Source organism: Paeniglutamicibacter sp. GQ140, from assembly GCF_059759235.1.
The window spans coordinates 1-19,726 of the sequence record NZ_JCAXDW010000005.1; the positions used below are offsets into that span (position 1 = coordinate 1).

18 protein-coding genes are annotated in these 19,726 nt (G+C 60.3%); 12 read left to right on the top strand and 6 right to left on the bottom strand.

Annotated features, from left to right (window positions below; translation table 11 throughout):
• Positions 1-309: 309 nt before the first annotated feature.
• From AC6CHY_RS08450 to AC6CHY_RS08485, 8 genes are all read left to right on the top strand, one after another.
• Complete coding sequence (locus AC6CHY_RS08450; RefSeq protein ID WP_498226486.1) at positions 310-522, top strand: Flp family type IVb pilin; 213 nt, start codon at positions 310-312, stop codon at positions 520-522.
• Positions 523-652: 130 nt separating this feature from the next.
• Complete coding sequence (locus AC6CHY_RS08455) at positions 653-1,033, top strand: TadE/TadG family type IV pilus assembly protein (RefSeq protein WP_498226487.1); 381 nt, start codon at positions 653-655, stop codon at positions 1,031-1,033.
• Entirely contained in the window at positions 1,021-2,094 is a 1,074-nt protein-coding gene (locus tag AC6CHY_RS08460; RefSeq protein WP_498226488.1) for a pilus assembly protein TadG-related protein, read from the top strand. The genes AC6CHY_RS08455 and AC6CHY_RS08460 overlap by 13 nt, the downstream gene beginning before the upstream one ends.
• A gap of 67 nt (positions 2,095-2,161) precedes the next feature.
• On the top strand, positions 2,162-2,905 hold the full coding sequence (cpaB, locus tag AC6CHY_RS08465; protein WP_498226489.1) for a Flp pilus assembly protein CpaB: 744 nt from the start codon (positions 2,162-2,164) through the stop codon (positions 2,903-2,905).
• Positions 2,902-4,098: a CpaE/TadZ family protein gene (locus AC6CHY_RS08470; RefSeq protein WP_498226490.1), complete on the top strand. Its 1,197-nt coding sequence runs from the start codon at positions 2,902-2,904 to the stop codon at positions 4,096-4,098. Before cpaB ends, AC6CHY_RS08470 begins: the two co-directional genes overlap by 4 nt.
• On the top strand, positions 4,095-5,645 hold the full coding sequence (locus tag AC6CHY_RS08475; RefSeq protein WP_498226491.1) for a TadA family conjugal transfer-associated ATPase: 1,551 nt from the start codon (positions 4,095-4,097) through the stop codon (positions 5,643-5,645). Before AC6CHY_RS08470 ends, AC6CHY_RS08475 begins: the two co-directional genes overlap by 4 nt.
• Before the next feature lie 2 nt (positions 5,646-5,647).
• Positions 5,648-6,595, top strand: coding sequence for a type II secretion system F family protein (locus tag AC6CHY_RS08480; protein WP_498226492.1), 948 nt, complete (start codon positions 5,648-5,650; stop codon positions 6,593-6,595).
• Positions 6,596-6,607: 12 nt separating this feature from the next.
• On the top strand, positions 6,608-7,495 hold the full coding sequence (locus tag AC6CHY_RS08485) for a type II secretion system F family protein (RefSeq protein ID WP_498226493.1): 888 nt from the start codon (positions 6,608-6,610) through the stop codon (positions 7,493-7,495).
• Positions 7,496-7,570: 75 nt separating this feature from the next.
• Here AC6CHY_RS08485 and AC6CHY_RS08490 read toward each other — a convergent pair whose 3' ends face one another.
• Entirely contained in the window at positions 7,571-8,455 is an 885-nt protein-coding gene (locus tag AC6CHY_RS08490) for a LysR family transcriptional regulator (RefSeq protein ID WP_498226494.1), read from the bottom strand.
• A 129-nt stretch (positions 8,456-8,584) separates the two neighbouring features.
• Between AC6CHY_RS08490 and AC6CHY_RS08495 the strand changes: the two genes are divergently transcribed.
• The 3 genes from AC6CHY_RS08495 (at position 8,585) to AC6CHY_RS08505 (ending at position 11,516) form a co-directional block, all read left to right on the top strand.
• Positions 8,585-9,877 carry a cytochrome P450 gene (locus AC6CHY_RS08495; RefSeq protein WP_498226495.1) on the top strand — a complete coding sequence of 431 codons (1,293 nt, stop codon included), beginning with the start codon at positions 8,585-8,587 and terminating at the stop codon, positions 9,875-9,877.
• A gap of 62 nt (positions 9,878-9,939) precedes the next feature.
• The gene (locus AC6CHY_RS08500) at positions 9,940-10,263 is read left to right on the top strand and encodes a 2Fe-2S iron-sulfur cluster-binding protein (protein ID WP_498226496.1); all 324 of its coding nucleotides are present in this window, start codon (positions 9,940-9,942) and stop codon (positions 10,261-10,263) included.
• A 5-nt stretch (positions 10,264-10,268) separates the two neighbouring features.
• Entirely contained in the window at positions 10,269-11,516 is a 1,248-nt protein-coding gene (locus AC6CHY_RS08505; protein ID WP_498226497.1) for an NAD(P)/FAD-dependent oxidoreductase, read from the top strand.
• A gap of 11 nt (positions 11,517-11,527) precedes the next feature.
• Here the strand turns inward: AC6CHY_RS08505 and AC6CHY_RS08510 are convergent, their stop codons facing one another.
• Positions 11,528-12,445, bottom strand: coding sequence for a LysR family transcriptional regulator (locus tag AC6CHY_RS08510; protein WP_498226498.1), 918 nt, complete (start codon positions 12,443-12,445; stop codon positions 11,528-11,530).
• Positions 12,446-12,615: 170 nt separating this feature from the next.
• Here AC6CHY_RS08510 and AC6CHY_RS08515 point away from each other — a divergent pair, with 170 nt between their 5' ends.
• The gene (locus tag AC6CHY_RS08515) at positions 12,616-14,016 is read left to right on the top strand and encodes an MFS transporter (protein WP_498226499.1); all 1,401 of its coding nucleotides are present in this window, start codon (positions 12,616-12,618) and stop codon (positions 14,014-14,016) included.
• A 118-nt stretch (positions 14,017-14,134) separates the two neighbouring features.
• On the opposite strand, the gene AC6CHY_RS08520 is transcribed toward AC6CHY_RS08515, so the two are convergent.
• The 4 genes from AC6CHY_RS08520 to AC6CHY_RS08535 form a co-directional block, all read right to left on the bottom strand.
• A complete protein-coding gene (locus AC6CHY_RS08520) occupies positions 14,135-15,202 on the bottom strand; it encodes an ABC transporter ATP-binding protein (protein ID WP_498226620.1) in 1,068 nt (355 codons plus the stop codon).
• A 38-nt stretch (positions 15,203-15,240) separates the two neighbouring features.
• Positions 15,241-16,788, bottom strand: coding sequence for an ABC transporter permease (locus tag AC6CHY_RS08525; protein WP_254456014.1), 1,548 nt, complete (start codon positions 16,786-16,788; stop codon positions 15,241-15,243).
• Positions 16,789-16,837: 49 nt separating this feature from the next.
• A complete protein-coding gene (locus AC6CHY_RS08530) occupies positions 16,838-17,872 on the bottom strand; it encodes an iron ABC transporter substrate-binding protein (protein WP_498226500.1) in 1,035 nt (344 codons plus the stop codon).
• A 467-nt stretch (positions 17,873-18,339) separates the two neighbouring features.
• Positions 18,340-19,446 carry a fatty acid desaturase family protein gene (locus tag AC6CHY_RS08535; RefSeq protein ID WP_254455965.1) on the bottom strand — a complete coding sequence of 369 codons (1,107 nt, stop codon included), beginning with the start codon at positions 19,444-19,446 and terminating at the stop codon, positions 18,340-18,342.
• Positions 19,447-19,726: the final 280 nt, after the last annotated feature.

The following is a 19,726-nucleotide window of genomic DNA, read 5'->3' on the forward strand; positions in this document are numbered from 1 at the left end:
CCGGCCCGACAACCATGATCCGCGTGTTTTCGAAGCCCGAATACTCGCTGACATCCGACTTGTCCAGGCGCTAAAAAATGAATTAAAATAAATCCTAGAGACCCTTTACAGGCCAAAACTTCTCTCCTAGACTCCATGTTAGATGCCAACGGTTGGGGAACCGTTTGGGGGGCTGCTAGGGGCAGTAGGCATCAGATGGGGTCTAGATACTTGGGGACCACTTCATTCCTTCATAATTTCTCATCAAGATTGATTCGCTGGGGGGCGATAAATGTCGCACCTTCTTGACGTAGAAAATGGAGAAACATCATGAACACCTTGCTCGCAAACATTTACTTTGCCATGCAGACCGTCGGCAACAAACTTCGTCGCGACGAAGAGGGAGCCACTGCAGTTGAGTACGGCATTATGGTTGCCGGCATCGCCGTAGCCGTCATCGCCATCGTATTCCTCTTGGGTGGCTCGATCCGCGACATGTTCACCGACGTCAACACTCGAATTGACGCCGTCGTAGTTCCGTAACTATTCACGAATGGCCGCGCGTGTCTAGCCCTTCGCAGTAGGGCCCCGGTGGGCGGGCAGGGGATTTCTCAGCTCGCCCACCTTTGCCATTCATATTCGCTTCAAAGCCCGTTTGGGGAGGGGTGGGAGCATGTTCAAGCATGGCCAGCGGGGAGCCGCGGCAGTTGAATTCGCCATTGTCCTGCCACTACTAATGACTTTAATTCTCGGCATAGTTGAATTTGGATATCTTTTCAATCAGCAGATATCACTGACCCAGGCGGCGCGTGAAGGTGCGCGCGAGTACGCGCTGCATCACGGCACGCCAGGCTTCAACCTCACCACTACTGTCCAGAATGCGGCACCTTCATTGGGACCAATTACGGCAACCGTAGTCCCGACATCAGGGTGCCCGTCCGGGACGACAGCAATCATTACCGTTGCACGCTCCTACTCGTCGCTCACCGGCTGGTTCGATTTCCTCAGTACAACAAACCTGGAAGGAAAAGGGGCAATGCGATGTGGCGGTTAACCGGAAACTCATTTCGAAAAATGCGCTCAAATGAGCACGGCGCATCGAGCATCATCGTCGCCATATCAATGATCGTGCTACTTGGTTTTGTAGCCATATCTATTGATGTTGGAAAACTCTATTGGGAAAAGGCACAGTTACAAAACGGTGCCGATGCCGGAGCTTTGGCACTCGCCTCGATTTGCGGACTAAGTGAATCTGATCCTGAATGCTCCGCTGCTTCCGGAATCCCATCCCAGCTTGCCGGCGATAATGCCAATGACGCAAGCTCCCTGGTTCCGTCGATCATAGTAGACACGAGCTTGAACCAAGCCACGGTCATAACGACCGCTTCGGAAACCGGATCACCACCAAACACGGTTTCTACGTGGTTTGCCCAAGCATTGGTACCCGACAACTCCTTTGACCATGTAGCGGTGAGTGCCACGGCAACAGCGGCTTGGGGGCCGCCCGATGGACTCAGCGCCAAGTTCCCCCTTGCTTTCTCGCAATGTGAAATTGACTCATCTCCAACTTTCGATGGTTCGCTTCAATTTCTGCAGAGCCATGGAGTCGGGGATACAACAGCACCTGATGCCTGCCACAGCACTTCGTCCGGCCACGAGATTCCAGGTGGGTTTGGATGGCTGGATGCAGAACCAGTAGGAAGCTGCTCAGTTGACACCATCGCTGGCGGTTGGGAGTCGGCTGATACCGGAAACGATTTCAATGGCGACTGCGTGGCCCTCATGGCCAAGTGGAAAGCCGACCTAGAAGCTGGCACGCCTGTCATCGCACTCTTACCAGTTTTTGATGATGTCAGAGGCAGCGGTACGGGAGGCGAATTCAAGATTTATGCTTACGCAGCCATCGACATCCGAGGGTGGCATTTCAAGAACGGTGACAGCATCTTGGATTTCCAGCTTCCCGAAGCCGTGAAAGTAATCAAAGACGGCGGCTACAAAAATTCGGACCTAGGTTTCGTGGGCAAATTCATCAGGTACGTTTTCGACGACGAGGACGCTGAAACTGGCGGTGATGGCGAAGACTACGGGGCCGGCATCATCCAACTAATCGAATAAAATCGATTTTTTAAATTCGAAAAATTCTATCGTAAGAATAATTCAAATTCATGACTGGGGGCATTTCATGAAAACACGGTTATTGGGGGGCATTGCCGCACTTGTGTTGGCGATTGTCGGCGCCGCGCTTCTATATACATATGTCAATGCTGCCGATGCGCGAGCACAGGCCTCATTGAATCCGGTTCAGGTATTGGTGGCAACGAAAGCCGTACCAGCCGGGACACCAGTCAAGGAAATGGGGCAATTCTTGACGACCAAACAGCTGCCCGCTGCAGCCGTAACCGGTGAGGCCGTTGCCTCTCTTAAGGACCTAGATGGAAAAGTGCTTTCTCAGGCCATGGTCCCTGGCGAGCATCTGTTGGCAGCTAAGCTCGTCAGCGAAGACGCCCTACTAACGCCCGGGACCGTCGCGGTCCCGAAAGAATTGCAAGAAGTCACTGTCTTGCTTGAGCCGGCGAGGGTCGTGGGTTCCATGTTGAGAGCAGGCGACACCGTGGGCGTCTACGGCAACTACACTGTCAAAGAAAAGGGCAACAAAGACGCTGAAGAAGATAAGGTCACGAAGCTTCTCTACGACAAGATATTAGTCACAGCCATTCAAATTGCCACGCAGGAAAAGTCGTCGTCCAGCAAAGACGTAGCGGCGCTTCCTTCGGGTTCAGCTTATGTGACATTCGGAGTCGATACAGAGCAGGCTGCGAAGATCATCCACAGCCAAGAATTTGGAACCATTTGGCTCACTAAGCAGGGCGACGATACTCTCGCCGGCGACAAGACTCCAATAACGATTAACGAGGTGCTCAAATGAGCCGCTTCCTGTTACTCACAGACCTGCCGGACTTCGAAAAGGTAGTTCAACTCGCTATACACGGTTCGCTGCCAGGCAATCTGCAGCGGATTCCAGCGGCTGCTGTTCAATTGGCACCAAATGAACTACTCACACGCAGCCTCGGAGAGCAAACAGACGTGTTGCTGTTCGGCCCCGATGTAAGCAGACTAGGTGCCTTGAACCTGGCCACGGCGATGGATTTGCTGCATCCCGATATCTCGGTAGTTCTTACTGCAGACGCAGATTCTGAACTAATCATGAGTGCCATGCGCGCGGGCATTCGAGACATCGCCGATCCAGGATCCGAGCCGGAGCAACTACGCGTGCTCCTGGAACGAAATTGTCTGACGACCGACAGTCGACGCCGCCAGTCGGGCGACGGAATTTCCGACCGCCAACGCGGGCGCGTCATCGCCGTCATGTCTCCAAAGGGCGGAGTAGGCAAGACCACCGTAGCCACCAACTTGGCAGTCGGCCTATCAAAATTCGCACCCATGGGTGTAGTGATCCTCGACCTCGACCTACAATTCGGGGACGTGGCAAGCGCACTCAATCTGGAACCGGAACATACGATCACCGACGCCGTATTCGGGGCAGCCGCGCAGGATTCCATGGTGCTCAAGGCCTACCTGAGCGTCGGGGCAACCGGCGTCTATGCGCTGTGTGGGCCCAAAAACCCGGCGGATGCTGATCTGATCACCGCAGAGCAGGTGGCCATTCTCGTTAGTCAGCTGGCAGCCGAGTTCCAGTATGTAGTGCTAGATACAGCGCCAGGTCTAGGCGAGCATCTATTGGCAGCGCTTGAAATGGCAACGGATGCAGTCTGGGTCTGTGGAATGGATGTACCAAGTATCCGTGGCATGAACAACGGGCTTGTGGTCCTGCGTGAATTGCAGCTTGTTCCCGAAGGCCGTCACGTCGTATTGAACTTCGCTGACAAGCGCGCCGGACTAACCGTTCAAGACGTTGAACTATCGATCGGGTTGCCAGTGGATGCCGTCATCCCGGTCTCCCGCTCGGTATCTCTAAGCACAAACAAGGGCGTTCCGCTGCTCGCCGAGAAATCACGGGGCCCCGCATGGCGCAATCTTGAAAAATTTGCGCATCGGTTCGATCCAGGATCGAAGGAGTCGCTTCGGAAAAGCGCGCACCGGAGAGAGGTACTGCAATGAATCTGTCAGAACGTCTCAATGCCTTACGCAATGTGAATAGTCAAGAAAATATACCTTCGACGACCACACAGGAAGATTCCGATGGTGAAATCGGCTCTCCAATCGGGCTGGATGCGCCGAAAACCACCGATTCCTTCACGAGTCAGGTAGCCGAACCAGCGTTGAATGACGGGGCCAAACTTAATGGGACATCGTCCCGCCTCGGAAGCGCTGCGACACCACAATCCCAGAATCGCAGCACCGTAGACGGTCTGGCGGCACTCAAGTCGCGCGCCGGGGAAGAACTCTTCAAACGCCTCGGATCGCGCATAACCGATCCGACCATGACCGAAGAAGCACTTCGCAAGATGGCTCGCGAAGAACTAAGCCAGGTTATTGATGCGGAGAGTGTTCCCCTTTCCCCGGAAGAACGGCGCCGCTTGATTCGAGACATCGGTGACGAGGTCTTGGGCATGGGACCGCTGCAGCGACTGCTGGACGACCCGGAAATCTCCGAAATCATGGTGAACCATTATCAACAAATCTACGTGGAACGTCGTGGACGCCTGGAATTGGAGGACGCAAGGTTCAGTTCCGAGGAGCAATTGCGCCGAGTTATTGAGCGCATAGTTTCTCGGGTGGGTCGACGCATTGACGAATCGTCGCCTCTCGTAGATGCACGGTTGGAAGACGGCAGTCGTGTCAATGCCATCATTCCGCCGCTGGCTGTCAACGGACCCAGCCTGACCATTCGCAAGTTTGGACAAGTGCCGTTGACGGTTCGCAATCTCATCGATTTCGGAACGCTAAGTACCGACATGGCCCACCTACTTGATGCGTGCGTGAAGGCACGTCTGAATATCATCGTTTCCGGCGGTACTGGTACCGGAAAGACGACGCTGCTAAATGTGATCTCTGGATTCATTCCAAACGACGAACGCATTGTCACCATCGAGGATGCGGTCGAACTCCAGCTCCAGCAGGAACATGTAGTCCGGTTGGAAAGCCGCCCCGCGAACATCGAGGGAAAAGGGGCGGTGACGATTCGCGATCTAGTGAGGAACTCCCTGCGTATGCGTCCCGACCGCATTGTGGTCGGCGAGGTCCGTGGCGGTGAGGCTCTGGACATGCTCCAAGCGATGAATACAGGCCACGATGGCTCGATATCCACCGTTCATGCGAATACTCCCAGGGACGCAATTGCACGTTTGGAAACACTCGTACTTATGGCGGGCCTGGACTTGCCCTTGCGTGCCATCCGCGAACAGGTCGCATCCGCGGTCGACCTCATTGTCCATCTGACTCGCTTGCGAGATGGTAGCCGCCGGGTAACCCACGTTACCGAGGTCCAAGGGATGGAGGGTGACGTGGTCACGCTACAAGACGCGTTCCTCTTCGACTACAGCGCGGGCGTTGATTCCCATGGAAGGTTCCTAGGCAAGCCAATACCCACAGGTGTCCGGCCTCGGTTTATCGAGCATTTCCAGAACGTAGGAATAACAGTTCCTGCAGGCATTTTCGGGAATATGGCAACCGGGGGCACAGCTGCCGGCATCGGGAGGCGGTAAGGATGAATACATTGCTGGCGGTTGGAGGGATTACATCCGCCCTCGCTGCGATGTTGTTGGTGATTTTGGTGGTCTTCCGCCCTGCGAGCGCAGATATTTCCATAGAGCGCCGCCGCCAGGGCAGCGGGACCGATACCCAACACTCGTTACTAGCACGCTTCAGTGGTGCGGCTGTAGGGGCAGTCGAACGCGGAGTTGGCTACCAAGGCGGACGCCTATTCAATCGGGCTGCCATTGAAGGTGCTGGTCTGAAAATTGCACCATCGGAATTTCTGGTCCTCTTGATTGCGGGGTCAGTTGTTGTCGGGTTGATTGGCTTTGCTTTAGTGGGTCCTCTGGGTGCCGTTCTGCTCGCGTTGCTAGTGCCAGTCATCGGCTGGGTCGTTTTGGTGTTACGCCAATCAAAGCGGCGTCGAACCTTCGGTATGCAACTTCCCGACTTGATAATGACACTTTCGGGTAGCCTGCGCGCCGGTCACTCCGTCATGCGGGCGTTCGACTCAGCTGTACAGGAATTTGAAGCGCCTATGTCCGAGGAACTCAGCCGTGTTGTCAACGAAGCTCGCGTAGGGCGTGATCCCGAGTCAACAATGATGGAAATCGCCGCCCGCATGCGCTCAGAGGACTTCTCTTGGATTGCGGAGGCCATCCTCATCAATCGAGAAGTCGGTGGCGATCTCGCCCAAGTTCTGGATCAAGTCGGCGAAACGATTCGCGAACGAGCACAGATCAAGGGACAAGTTTCGTCATTGGCTGCCGAGGGCAAGCTCTCTGCATACATTCTGATCGGCCTCCCCATCGGCGTTGGGCTCATGCTCGCCGTTATCAACCCAACATACATCGGGACTCTTTTTACGCATCCGATTGGGATTCTCATGTGCATTGTCGCGGTGATCATGCTGGGAATTGGGTCCTTTTGGATGAGCCGAACAGTTCAAATCAAGTTCTAGAGGGTGGACAACATGGAGATCGCACTAATCGGTTGGGTGGCCATAGCTATGGTTGTACTTCCGTTGACATTCTTGGCTTGGAACTTTGTAGCGGTAGACCGCAACCAGCTTGTCCTCATCAAGCAGAATCTGAACAGAACGAAGCTTAATCCCGGTCAGGAGGCTCCCAAGGCGTCCGATTTCGCTACGCTTGCTCGGCATCTTGTATCAGGAACCTACGCGGCAAGATTGGATCGTCTTCTGGCCATGGCCGGTCGTCCAGCTACATGGCCTCTGGACAGAGTAATAATTTCAAAACCCATTGCCGCGCTGCTGTTGGGCGGATTCGGTACTCTCATTTTCCTCATGAATCCGATACCGCCACTTTTCATCCTGGCGATTGCCTTGGTCGTCTTGGGTTTCTTCATCCCGGATCTGTTGGTCTATAACTCAGGGGTAAAGCGGCAAGAAGCCCTCCAGCTTGAGTTGCCGAATGTTCTTGACCAATTGCTCATTTCTGTTGAGGCCGGACTCGGCTTCGAAGCAGCGATGGCCAGAGTCGCGTCAAACAGTCCGGGCCCGATGGCTCAAGAAATGAGCAGGGCTCTGCAGGAAATGCAGCTAGGGCGATCCAGAGCTGAAACCTATATGGCATTGGCTGAACGCTCCTCAGTTGCTGATTTGAAATCCTTTGTACGTGCCGTGATTCAAGCGGATCGCTATGGCATCGGCATCGTCAGGGTGCTGAAGGTTCAAGCGTCACAGATGCGAGTCAAGCGTCGGCAGCGAGCCGAAGAAAAAGCCATGAAACTACCTGTCAAGGTCCTCTTCCCCCTGCTGATGTTCATTTTCCCAGTCCTCTTTATCATCATCCTGGGTCCAGCTGTGATCAACATCTTGGAAAGCGGACTCTTTGGCTAGCCTGAGAATTCCCACGCGCATCAAGGCGTAGTCACCCCGTTGGCCATCAATAACTACTATTGGCGGTGCAACTCGTCAGGCTCGGTGCAGCTCAATGGCAAGATCCAACATGGCCTCGGCGCTTTTGGAAAGACGGACTCCTTCGCTCCAAATCATGGAGATCGGTACATGACGGGCGGCCGGATGGATGGGACGAACCACCACCGGCCGCCCTTCGTATGAGATATCCGCAATCGGGCGCTGGATCAGAATGGCGTAGCCCATGCCTCGTGCGACCATGGAGCGGGTAACCTCGAAGTCGGTGGTGCGGAAGCGGATCCAGGGGGTCAGGCCGGCCGCGGAGAACATCATCTCCGTATTCTCGCGGCTCGGGTTCACGTCAAGCAGGATCATGGGTTCGTCCACGAGTTCGGCGAGCGCCACTTCGTCTTGACCCGCCAGCCGGTGGTCGCCCGGAAGCACGACGGCGGGCACCGCCTCGCGCAACCGCTTGCGGGCCAACCCGGTCGGAACCGTGAGCTCGTAGGCAATGGCCAGGTCGAGTTCGCCGGAAAGCAACTTCTCGTGGATTTCTTGTTGCGTTCCCGCGAAAAAATCAAGCTCCACGTCCGGGTGGCGGCTGCCGTACTCGGCCATGAGCTTGGTCAATAGCGTGGGCGCCAGGGACGAGTAACATCCAATGACGACTCGTCCCCGCAGAGTGCTTCCCGCATCGGATGCCATGACCTGCAGGTCCATGGCGGCATGCAGCAACCCGCGCGCCTGGGACAGGACGTACTGGCCCGACGGGGTCAGGCTGACGCCGTGGGCCTTGCGACGAATCGTCAGTTGTGAATTGAAGGCGCGTTCAAGTTCATTCAGCGCCCCGGTGATTGCCGAGGGTGAGACCATCAGTGCCGCGGCGGCACCGGCAATGGATCCGTGCTCCCCCACCGCAACGAAGCATTCCAGTTGTCTCAACGTATACCGCGCCACAATACCTCGCTAAAACCGTGGTTATTTCACTAGAACTCGTACTTTACCCGAGGTTATGCGGCGGGTCACACTGGAGCAACAGTAGCCAACCATTCACCCAGGAGTTCCGCCGCCATGAGCACTTCAAAGACCCCGACTGCCGCCTGTCCCTTCTCCGGTGCGACCGTCCCCACCGAAATCGCTTCGGCGATTGACGATGGATCGGTTACGTCTGAGCCGCCCTCGGTCGGGTCCGGTGCTCCTGCCCCCGTGGCCGATTGGGTGACCATGCCCGATCTCTATGCAGACCCCTTCCCGATCTACCAGCGCATGCGCTCCGAGTCCCCGGTGCACTGGGTCCCGGCGGTCAACCGCTACATGGTGACGTCCTACGCGGCCTGCCACGAAATCGAACAGGACGAGGCCCGCTTCTCCGCCGACGAGAACAACTCGCTGATGAAGCGCGCCATGGGCCACTCGATGCTCCGCAAGGACAACCCGGAACACCAAGTCGATCGCGACTCCTACGGAGCCACGCTACGCCCGGGCACCATCAAGAAGCACTGGAACGAGATCTTCACCGCCAACCACGATAAGTACCTTGGCGAGCTGGTCGACAAGGGACCGGGTGCCGACTTCGTGTGGGACTACGCGGCCCCCTACGCGGCCGAAAACCTGCGACTGATTTGCGGCTTCCACAACGCATCGCAGGAAGACCTGCAGCGCTGGAGCCAGACCATGATCGACGGGACCGGCAACTATGCCGACGACCCGGAGGTGTGGGCCAAGAGCGCCACGTCCTCGGCAGAGGTCGACGCCGCAATCGACGAGATGCTCCCCTACCTGGCCAAGAACCCGGACCATTCGTTGCTCTCCGGACTCGCCTCCATGCCCATCCCGCTCGAGGCCGTCCGAGCCAACCTGAAAATGACCATCGGCGGCGGACTGAACGAACCGCGCGACGTCTTGGCCACCACCGTCTGGGCCTTGCTGAACAACCCCGAACAGCTGGAGGCCGTGAAGAACGACCCCAAGCTACACGCGGTTGCCTTCGAGGAATCCGTCCGCTGGGTTGCACCTATCGGGATGTACCCGCGCGAAACCACCCAGGACGTGGTGCTCGAAGGCGTGCACCTGCCCAAGGGCTCCCGGCTCGGCGTGGTGCTCGGCGCCGCCAACCGCGACCCAAAGGTCTTCGAGGACCCCGAGTCCTTCAACATCTTCCGCCCCAAGAAGCCGCACCTGGGCTTTGGCGGCGGCGTGCACTTCTGTGCCGGCACCTGGATCGCCCGTGCCCAAGTCGCCCAGATCGCGATGCCGGCACTCTTCGACAGGATCCCCGACCTGCGTCTGGACCCCTCCAGTCCGAGCATCGATGCCGGCTGGGTCTTCCGCGGCCTGACCAAGATGCCCGTCACCTGGGGCTAAGCCACCCCCACTCTTTTTCTCGACAGCAAACTCCAACTCTTACTTTCAGGAGCAGGTCTTCCATGCCCACCATCACCTTTGCCCAGTCCACCGGCGCGGCCGCCGAGATCACCGTCGACGAGGGGACTTCGCTGATGCGAGCCGCCGTCACCAACGGCGTCGAGGGAATCGTCGGTGAATGCGGCGGACAAGCCATGTGCGCCACCTGCCACGTCTACGTCCGTCCCGAATTCGCCGGCCAGCTGCCCGAGATCAGTGACGACGAGGACGAGATGCTGGACTGCACCACCGCCGAGCGCACCGAGGCCTCGCGCCTGGGCTGCCAGATCACGATGTCCGATTCCCTGGCAAATATCGTGGTCGACGTCCCCTCGGACCAGGTGTAGCTGCCATGGCAACTACCACGGCCGAGCACACCGTCATCATCGGGGCCGGGCAGGCCGGGATCCAGGTCGCCGATTCCCTGCGCACCGAGGGCTACACCGGCGCCGTCACCCTCCTCAACGACGAGGCGGCGTTCCCCTACCAGCGCCCGCCGCTGTCCAAGGACTACCTGGCCGGCGCTTCACCGGGCACCGCCCTCCCGCTGCGCGGCCCGGACTTCTTCGCCGCCAAGGAGATTACCCTGCAGGCGGCCGCGGCCGTCGCGGTGAACACCGCTGCACATAGCGTCACGCTGGCAGGCGGAACCACCCTGGCCTACACTCATCTGGTCTTTGCCACCGGCGCCGCCAACCGGCCGCTGCCCTGCCCGGGCGCCACACTCCCCGGCGTCCACGCCCTGCGCACGCTCGAGGATGCGGAGAACCTGCAGCGGGCGCTGTCCGCCGCCCGGCGGGTTGTGGTGATCGGCGCGGGGTTCATCGGCCTGGAATTCGCCGCTGCAGCCAGGGCACGCGGGCTGGAGGTCACCGTGTTGGAATTCGCATCGCGTCCCATGGGTCGCGCGCTCTCGGCGACCGCATCCGACTGGTTCGCCGCCCGGCACCGAGCCGACGGCATCGACCTGCGCCTGAACGAGGGCGTGGCCGCCATCCACCCGGACGGGGCCGGCTTGCAGGTCGAATCCACCACCGGTGACCGGTATCCGGCGGACCTTGTCCTTTACGGAGTGGGCGTTCTCCCGCGCACGGAACTGGCCGAGGCGGCGGGACTGGACACCGACAACGGGATCCTGGTGGACTCGGCGCTGCGCACCGGAGTGGACGGCGTGCTGGCTGTCGGCGACTGCGCGTCCTTCCCGAACGCGCACACCGGATCGCGCACCCGGCTCGAATCGGTGCAGAACGCCACCGACCACGGACGACATGCTGCCCGGAGCATCATGGGGCACGCTACCGACTACGCGGAAACCCCGTGGTTCTGGAGCACCCAGGGATCCCTCCGGCTGCAGATCGCCGGGATCTCGGAACCCACGGACCAGACAGTCGTGCTCGGGGACCCTACCGGCGGCAAGTTCTCCATCGCGCTGCTGCGCGACGGTGTGCTGGCGGCGGTCGAGTCGGTGAACTCCCCGGCCGACCACATCGCCGCGCGCAAGCTCGTGGGACGCGGAATCGCCGTGGATCCCTCGACACTCTCCGATCCGGCGTTCAGCCTCAAGGCCCTGGCCAAGGCCGGCGTCCCCATACCGGCATGAACCCCCGCCTCTCAGTTCCGGCCCCAGGCTCCGTCCATCGCCGCGATGCAGTGTTCCAGCAGTGCCTCGGCGCGGGGTCCGGGCGTGGAGGTGCGCGGCCAGATCGCCACCACCGCGCTGGGGCTGTTGGGCGGCTCCAGCTGCCGGATCGCCACCGGCAATCCGTCCAGCGTGTGCGGGGGGTTGTTGGGCCGGGCATAGAGCAATGCGTAACCCAGTCCGCGGCCCACCATGGCATTGACCAGCACCACCTGCGGCAGGGAATAGACGACATTGGGGTGCAGGCCGGCCTCGGAGAAGAGCCTGCGCGTGTTTTCCGTGCTCGGGCTGGCCTCGTAGTTGATCAGCGGCTCGTCCTCCAACTCTTCCAGCGTGATCGATTCCTGGGCGGCCAGCCGGTGCTCCGGGTGCAACACCACCTCGAGCCGCGTTTCATAGATGACCCGCTTGGCGAATTCGGTCGGCAGCAGCAGGTCGTAGACCAGGGCCAGATCCAGTTCGCCATTCTCCAGCGCCGGGAGCAGGTCATCGTGGGTGCCGACCCGCACCGTCACGTCGATGCCCGGATGCAGGGAACGAAAGCCCTCGAGCGTCGAGGGAACCACGTAGCTGGCAATGGAGGCAAAACACCCGATGGAAACCGGACCGCGCAATGAGCCGTCGGAGCGCGGAAAGGAATCGGCCAATTCCTCGCTGTCGGCCACGATGCGCGCGGCCTTGGCCGCGAAGTACTTGCCGGCCGGGGTCATGCGCACCCCGTGGGACTTGCGCCGCACGCAGAGTTGTTCCCCGGCGATCCTTTCGACCGCGGTGATCGCCTGGGAAAGCGCCGACTCGGAGATGCTAAGTTCGGCCGCCGCCGACCCCAGGGTCGAATGACGTGGGAGTTCGGCCAGCATTTCAAGCTGGCGCAGGGAGAAGCGGGCCATTCTTCAGTCCAATCAATAATGTTGTACAACTATTTGAAGTTTACTCAATCATTGTGTGCTGTAACACTTGATGGTGACCTGGGTTACCTGAACGGTTTTGCCACGGGCAACACCGGCGCACAGCCAACCACGTCGATCCATTACGAGCAGCCCGCTCAAAGAGGAGCACCATGAGCATTGCCCAGAACCAGACACCGGCCCAGCGCGCCAACCAGCGCCGGGTCGCGTTTGCCACGATCATCGGAACCACCATCGAGTGGTATGACTTCTTCGTCTATGCCACCGCCGCAGGCCTGATCTTCGCCGAGCTGTTCTTCAAGCCGGCAGGCGCGCAGATCGGCCTGCTGCTTTCCTTCGCCTCGGTGGGCATCTCCTTCCTCTTCCGTCCGCTGGGAGCCTTCCTGGCCGGCCACTACGGGGACAAGATCGGCCGCCGCGCCATGCTGGTGATCACCCTCATCCTCATGGGCGCCGCAACGACCCTGATCGGCGTGCTGCCGACCTACGCCACGGCCGGGGTCATGGCCCCGATCATGCTCTTGCTGCTGCGCATCCTTCAGGGCATCTCCGCCGGCGGAGAATGGGGCGGCGCGGTGCTCATGGCCGTCGAGCACGCCCCCAAGGACCGCCGCGGCCGCGCCGGTGCCTTCCCGCAGCTCGGTGTTCCGCTGGGCATGCTTCTGGCCTCTGGCGTCATGGCGCTGATGACGGGCGTCATCTCCCCCGGCGAGCAGTTCCTGGCCTGGGGCTGGCGCGTGCCGTTCCTGCTAAGCATCGTGCTGATCATCGTTGGCTACGTGGTGCGCCGCGCTGTGGACGAATCCCCGATCTTCGAGGAGATCGCCGCCAAGAAGCAGCAGACCAAGGTCCCGGTCATCGAGCTGTTCCGCAAGCACTGGCTGCTGGTCATCCTGGCCGCCCTGGTGTTCGCCGGCAACAACGCCGCCGGCTACATGACCACCGGTGGCTTCCTGCAGGCCTACACCACCAACCCCGAGGGGCCGATCGGCTTCGAGCGGACCGACGTGCTGGTTGCCGTCTCCTTTGCCGCGGCGATGTGGTTCATCTTCACGCTGCTCTCGGGCTACCTGGCGGACACGATCGGGCGCAAGCGCACCTACCAGATCGGCTTCACGTCCCAGGCCCTTTGCGTGTTCCCGCTGTTCTGGCTCATCAACACCGCCTCGCTGCCCATGCTGTACCTGGCCTTCGCACTCTTCGCGATCGGCCTGGGCCTGGCCTACGGCCCGCAGGCCGCCCTGTACTCGGAACTGTTCCCGGCCTCAGTCCGCTTCTCCGGCGTGTCCATTTCCTACGCCCTGGGTGCCATCATCGGCGGCGCGTTCGCCCCGATGATTGCCACCTGGCTGGTCCAGGCCACCGGAACGACCACCGCCGTATCGGCCTATCTCTTGGTCATGACCCTGGTGTCACTGACCGCTGTGTCCCTGTTGCGCGACCGCAAGGGCATCGACCTTTCGATCAACAACCAGGCCGAGCAGGAAATCGGGGCCACGATCTTCGACAAGCGCCGTCCAGCACTCGAGTCCCCGGCCGTGCCCGTCAAGTAGCGGACCGAAGGCAGGGATCCAGCTTCACTGCGGGTTCCGCCGCAAAACACGAATGGCTGGTGTCCGTCCCCCTCAGGGGAGGCGGACACCGGCCATTTAGTCGTTGAGTCGCATGGGCTTAGGCCGGGAACGCGACTCCCTCGCCAATGACGCGCAGGTTCAGTTCCATGCCGGGGCGTGCCATCGAGGCGTTCCAGTGGCGGATGGTGATGATCTCTCCACCGCCGGCCAGCCCGGGCACCGGCGAGAGCCTGATCCGCACCGTGGTCTCCGGACCGAAGAACACGGTGTCGACAACCACTCCCCTGATTGGCCCGTCTGCCGTGATGCGGATTTGCTCGGGGCGCAGCATCAGGCGCACCCGGCCCTGGAGGGTTGCATGGCGCACCGGGATGCCACCGAGGGAACACATCGCCAGGGAACCCTGGAGCTGGGCTTCAAGCATGACTGCGTCGCCCAGGAACTCCGCGGTGTCCGGGTCCACAGGGCGGGTGTAGACGGAGAACGGCGTTCCGGTCTGGGCCAGCGTCCCGCCGCGCATGACCGCGACCTGGTCGGCAAAGGACAGCGCCTCGCTCTGGTCGTGGGTCACCAGGATCGTGGTGATTTCCGCGGCATGCAGCACGTCTGCCACGGCCTTGCGCGTGGCAACGCGCAGCCCCGCGTCCAGGGCCGAGAACGGCTCGTCCAGCAACATCAGTTTCGGCTTGCGGGCCAGGGCGCGGGCAAGGGCCACGCGCTGCTGCTGGCCGCCGGAGATCTCGTGCGGTCGGCGATCCCCCATGGAGGCCTCCAGCGAAACCATGTCCAGCAATTCGGCCACGCGCCGGGCGTTGGCCCGGCGTCCGGCCGGATTCCAGGCACGGTCCAGCCCGAATGCAATATTCTGGGCAACGCTCAGATGCGGGAAGAGTGCCCCGTCCTGGGCCACGTATCCGATTTCCCGCTTGTGCGCCGGGATCCAGGCGTCCCCGGCAACCATGCGGCTGTTCAACTCGATCGTCCCGCTGTCGGGGTTCTCGAAGCCCGCGATCAAGCGCAGCAGGGTGGTCTTGCCCGATCCCGAGGGGCCGACAATGGCCGCGGTCCCGCCTTCAACGACGGAGAGGTCGACTCCCTTGAGGACTTCCTTGGAACCGAAGCTCTTGACCAGGTCGATGGTGCGCAGGAACTTGACGGCAGGCACGAGTCCGTGGGACGCGAGTGTCGGGGGTGCAGAGGTGGTCACTGTCCGGCCGCTTTCTTTGACTGTTGGAACAGCAGGTAGGTCATGGGTACGGAAATGAGGATCATCAGCAAGGCATAGGGTGCTGCACCCGCGTAGTCGATTTCGCTGCTCTTGGCCCAAAATGCCGTGGCGAGCGTGCGGGTGCCATTGGGTGCCAACAGCAGGGTGGCGGTCAATTCGTTGACGATTGCCAGGAAGACCAGCGCCGCCCCGCCTGCCGCCGCCGGTGCGGTTAGCCTCAGGGTGACACGGCAGAAGGCCATGGCGGGGGAACGTCCCAGCGATCGGGCCGCCTCCTCGAGTTCCCGCGGCGACTGGGCGAGCCCGGCCCGCAGGTTCACCAGTGCGCGCGGAATGAACAGGAGCACATAGGCGGCGAGCAGCACATACGCGCTTTGGTAGATTCCGGGGACCACACGAATGGCCACGGTGACAAACGCCAGGCCAACCACGATCCCGGGCATGGAGCTGGTGATGTAGTTGGACAGTTCCAACAGCTTGCTGAACCAGTTGGCGTGGCGCACCGCCAGGAAGGCCAGGGGGAAGGCGACCACGACGGTCGCCACTGCCCCGCCAAGGCCGTAGCCCATGGTCTGGAAGAGGGCAGGGAAGAATTCGGTCGGATCCCAGATCTCCGCTCCCCCTGCAATGAGCCAGCGAACCACGGAGTACAGGGGCACGCCAACTGACAGGACGAAGAGAGACAACAGGGCCAGCTGGGAGGCGATTTCATAACGTCCCAGGCGCAGGCGGAACGCGAGCCCCTGGGCGCCAAACCCGACGCGGGAGTACCGCGCGTTTCCGCGCACCTTGGCCTCGCCCAGCAGGAGCAGCATGCACAGCAGGACCAGCACGCTGGCAAGCATGTTTCCCGCGGCGCCGCTGAAAGCCGACTGGAACTGGACCATGATGGCCGTGGTGAAGGTGTCGAAACGGATCATCGCGAAGGCGCCGTATTCGGAAAGCAGATGCAGGGCCACCAGCAGGGCGCCGCCGGCCATGGCAATGCGCAGCTGCGGCAGCACCACGCGAAAGAACACGGCCCAGGGCCCCAGGCCCAAGGAGGCAGCGGACTGCTCAATGGCCGGGTCCAGCCGCCCCATGGTCGCCGCAACGGGGATGTACACCAGCGGAAAGTAGGACAGCGTGGCAATCAGGGTTCCGGCCCCTAGGCCGGCGAGTGAGGGAACCGTCGAGGCCCACGCATAGCTGTTGACGAACGCCGGGATCGCCAGCGGCGCGGCAAGGGCCAGCGCCCACCAGCGGTGCCCGCGCAGGTTCGTGCGTTCGACCAACCAGGCGCCGCCCACTCCCAGCACCAGGCACAGCGGCACCGTGACAAGGACCAGCAAAATGGTGTTGAGCAGCAGTTCGCCCACCCTCGGGCGGATGACCAGTTCCAGGACGGTGTCCCAGCCGGTGGCAATCGTCATGTAAATGACGTAGCCCAGCGGGACCAGGGAGAACAGGGCGATGAGGGTTGCCAAAAGCGCGAGCGCCGAAACGCCCAATGGCGGGCGGGGCGCTTTGCCCCCGCCCGTCATTCTCGGATCCCGCTTGGTGTCCGGAACCAACTGGGTCTTGCTCATGTGGCTACAGCAGTCCTGCCTTGTTCATCAGTTCGGTGACCTTGGCCGAGTTGAGCTTGGCCGGGTCAACCGTCGGAGCCTGCAGCTCCTTCAGGGGTACCAGCTTCTCATTCGAGGCCACCTCGGAACCGACTGCATATTCAAACGACGTTCCGGTCTTCAGGATTTCCTGGCCGGCCTTGCCGGTAACGAACTTCAGGAATTCCTGTGCCTGGGCCGCGTGCTTGGACGATGCGAGGACACCACCACCGGAGACCGAGACGAATGCTCCCGGGTCCTGGTTCTTGAAATAGTGCGAGGTGACATTCTTCGAGTTCTCGCCGGTCTTCGCCTGGTCGCCATAGTAGTAGTAGTGGTAGATCAGCGCGCCGTCGATTTCTCCGGCGTTCACTGCCTTCATGGCCGTGGAGTTGCCCTTGTAGGCGGTGAAGTTTTCCTTCATGCCTGCGAGCCACTCGGCCGTGGCTACCTCACCTTCGAGTTCCAGCAGTGCGGCAACGATTGCCTGGAAATCGGCTCCGGTCGGCGAAGCTGCCCACTTGCCCTTCCACTCCGGCTTGGCCAGATCCAGCATGGACTTGGGCAGCTTGTCTGCGCTGATCTTCTTCGGGTCGTAGACGAACACTGTCGAGCGTGCAGCAATGCCGGTCCACTTGTTGGTGGAAGGACGGAATTCGACCGGCACCTGGTCAAGGGTCGCCTTGTCGATGTCGGCGAAGAGACCGGCGTTCTCAACCTGCGCCATTGCAGGAGAGTTCTCGGTTAGGAAGACATCCGCGGGGGAGGCTTCGCCTTCCTGGATGATCTGGTTGGACATTTCGGTGTCAGAGCCGTTGCGAATGGTGACCTTGATGCCGGTCTCGGCGGTGAAGGCGTCAACCCATTCCTGGGCGAGGCTTTCGTGCTGTGCGTTGTAGACCGTGATTTCTCCCGAGTCCGCGGTTCCGGGGGCCGGAGCATTGGCGGAGCATGCGGTCAGGCCGAGGGCCGCGGTGGCAATGACGGCGAGGCCAGTCATCACGCTTTTTCGAATCGTCATGAGTCGGCGCTTTCTAGTGGGAGTGAAGTTTCCGAGGTCCCGGGGGGGGTTTTGAGTGGGACCGCTCACATATCTTAGGTATGACTTACCTAATTCACCAAACAAAATGGGTGGCAAATAAGTTAGCCGTGCCATGGCCGCCATGCGTCACGCACGAATGCCCAAAAATGCCTTTCAGTGCGCGGAATTCGCTCAGAATTTCCGGACTCGAATTCACCCTAATCACAGACCATTTTTTGCAGCAAACGAAGGTTGCGGGGTGCCGACCGGCCATTCCCAACTCCGTCCATGTGAAGTGTCTCACCTAAAATTTTCATCGCGTCATATTTGCAACAAACCCTTCCCCCCTTGGGTTTGCGCACGAAAAAACATTGCCCCCGGAGCCGATCCATCGGGTCTAGGGGCAATGCGAATTATTTAGTTAGAGCCGCCAAGCCGAGTGATTGGTCGACGATGTAAGGATCTGCCTACTTGTAGGGGCGGAACTCGCCGACCATCGGGCAGTCAAACGGGTCGCGCGCCGAGAGTCCGACCTTGTTCAGGTACGTGATGACCTGGGCATAGGACTGGGAGACCGAGGTGACCGTGTAGGGGACCTTGAGCTCGTGGCAGTATTCGCGCACGATCGCGGCCACGCCCGCTAGGTTGGCGCGGGGCATCGACGGGAACAGGTGGTGCTCGACCTGGTAGTTCAAGCCGCCGAAGACGTGTGAAAGGACGCGGTTGCCGAATGCCGTGCGGGCCATGACGTTGCGGCTGGTCAGCACCTGGCGGGAGAAGAAGTCAATGCGCGATTCCTTGGGGATCAGCGGCATGCCCTTGTGGTTGGGGGCAAACGATGCACCCATGTACACACCGAAGACCGCGAGCTGCACGCCCAGGAACGCCGAGCCGATGCCAACCGGCAGGAAGATGTAAATGGCCGCCACGTACAAGGTCAGCCGCACGATGATGGAGATGATCTCGCGTCGGCGGTCCTTGACCCGGTCGCCGGTGAACAAGTAGATCATGGAACGCATGTGCAGGTTGAAGCCCTCAAGGGTCAGCAACGGGAAGAACAAGTAGCCCTGGCGCTCGGTGATCCATTTCAGGAACCCCTTCTGCTTCTGGGCGTCTTCGGTCTGGAACGAAATGGTGTCCCACTCGATATCCGGATCCTTGCCCACCGTGTTGGGCATGGCGTGGTGCTTGTTGTGCTTGTTCATCCACCACTGGTAGCTGATGCCGACCACGAAGTTGGCCAGAAAGCGACCGATCCTGTCGTTGGCCGGACCCGATGTCAGGATCTGGCGGTGCGAGGCCTCGTGCGCAAGGAACGCGAACTGGGTCAGGATGATACCGATGACAGCGGCGACAATCAGCTGGAACCAACTGTGCCCCAACAGCACGAAGCCGGTTACGGCGCCACCAAGCAGCAGCACCAGAACGCTGACCAGCCCGAGGTAGTGGCCCTTGCGGCGGCCCAGCAGGCCGGCGTCGCGGACGCGAATCTTCAGGTGGCGGTAGTTGTTGGCTCCAGCCGAACCACGCGATACACGTTGCTCCGGGGCCGAGGGGGACAAAGTGGAACTCATACTACTCAAGGGTCACTCCCAATAAGCTAGTAGGGCGACGATTTCAGTCGTAAGAACTGAAAATCTCGGTTCCTATGTTTATGAGCTTACGTGCTATGCATGTGAAATACCTGATCGTTGCGCATAGACACTAATTTGCTGAATTCAATTCTCGGCATGAAGCCAGCTCTTCAAGGCGACTATCGCCCTTTCTCCCCGTGATTACGCGTCTTCTTGACGTCATCAGCTAATTCTGAATACATACCCCTTGGCGCATTTGTCTCCCACGTCACATGACGGT

What these genes read in the sequence shown, in the direction of transcription:
- AC6CHY_RS08450 (WP_498226486.1), top strand. Translation starts at nt 310, where the DNA reads ATGAACACCTTGCTCGCAAACATTTACTTTGCCATGCAGACCGTCGGC.
- AC6CHY_RS08455 (WP_498226487.1), top strand. Translation starts at nt 653, where the DNA reads ATGTTCAAGCATGGCCAGCGGGGAGCCGCGGCAGTTGAATTCGCCATT.
- AC6CHY_RS08460 (WP_498226488.1), top strand. Translation starts at nt 1,021, where the DNA reads ATGTGGCGGTTAACCGGAAACTCATTTCGAAAAATGCGCTCAAATGAG.
- cpaB (WP_498226489.1), top strand. Translation starts at nt 2,162, where the DNA reads ATGAAAACACGGTTATTGGGGGGCATTGCCGCACTTGTGTTGGCGATT.
- AC6CHY_RS08470 (WP_498226490.1), top strand. Translation starts at nt 2,902, where the DNA reads ATGAGCCGCTTCCTGTTACTCACAGACCTGCCGGACTTCGAAAAGGTA.
- AC6CHY_RS08475 (WP_498226491.1), top strand. Translation starts at nt 4,095, where the DNA reads ATGAATCTGTCAGAACGTCTCAATGCCTTACGCAATGTGAATAGTCAA.
- AC6CHY_RS08480 (WP_498226492.1), top strand. Translation starts at nt 5,648, where the DNA reads ATGAATACATTGCTGGCGGTTGGAGGGATTACATCCGCCCTCGCTGCG.
- AC6CHY_RS08485 (WP_498226493.1), top strand. Translation starts at nt 6,608, where the DNA reads ATGGAGATCGCACTAATCGGTTGGGTGGCCATAGCTATGGTTGTACTT.
- AC6CHY_RS08495 (WP_498226495.1), top strand. Translation starts at nt 8,585, where the DNA reads ATGAGCACTTCAAAGACCCCGACTGCCGCCTGTCCCTTCTCCGGTGCG.
- AC6CHY_RS08500 (WP_498226496.1), top strand. Translation starts at nt 9,940, where the DNA reads ATGCCCACCATCACCTTTGCCCAGTCCACCGGCGCGGCCGCCGAGATC.
- AC6CHY_RS08505 (WP_498226497.1), top strand. Translation starts at nt 10,269, where the DNA reads ATGGCAACTACCACGGCCGAGCACACCGTCATCATCGGGGCCGGGCAG.
- AC6CHY_RS08510 (WP_498226498.1), bottom strand. Translation starts at nt 12,445, where the DNA reads ATGGCCCGCTTCTCCCTGCGCCAGCTTGAAATGCTGGCCGAACTCCCA.
- AC6CHY_RS08515 (WP_498226499.1), top strand. Translation starts at nt 12,616, where the DNA reads ATGAGCATTGCCCAGAACCAGACACCGGCCCAGCGCGCCAACCAGCGC.
- AC6CHY_RS08525 (WP_254456014.1), bottom strand. Translation starts at nt 16,788, where the DNA reads ATGACGGGCGGGGGCAAAGCGCCCCGCCCGCCATTGGGCGTTTCGGCG.
- AC6CHY_RS08530 (WP_498226500.1), bottom strand. Translation starts at nt 17,872, where the DNA reads ATGACGATTCGAAAAAGCGTGATGACTGGCCTCGCCGTCATTGCCACC.
- AC6CHY_RS08535 (WP_254455965.1), bottom strand. Translation starts at nt 19,446, where the DNA reads ATGAGTTCCACTTTGTCCCCCTCGGCCCCGGAGCAACGTGTATCGCGT.